At 55.2% G+C, this 230-nt stretch carries 1 pseudogene; it reads left to right on the top strand.

The annotated features are described in order from the left end of the window. Positions 1-230, top strand: a pseudogene (locus ACRHNM_RS18495) (cation:proton antiporter); the annotation flags it as partial.

The following is a 230-nucleotide window of genomic DNA, read 5'->3' as shown; positions in this document are numbered from 1 at the left end:
CGAGTTTATCAGCGTCGGGGCCGAAGGGGGGGCGTATACGAAAACCGCCCTGATCGAATTCGGCAAAATCCTGCTATTCGGCCTCACTTTCGGGTTTACCTTTGCCCATGCCCTGGCGTTTGTCATTAAGAAGTATCTCACCCCCCATTACCTGCTCAACGTCGTGGCCCTTTCCACGGTGCTGGGGGTCTTTGTGATGTCCGATATTTTCGCCAAGGAATCCGGCCTGC

The organism is Psychroserpens mesophilus (assembly GCF_050617655.1).
Classification (GTDB): Bacteria; Bacteroidota; Bacteroidia; order Flavobacteriales; family Flavobacteriaceae; genus Psychroserpens; species Psychroserpens mesophilus_A.
Note: the sequence above shows the minus strand (reverse complement) of the source record. Positions and strands in the feature narration are given on the sequence as shown.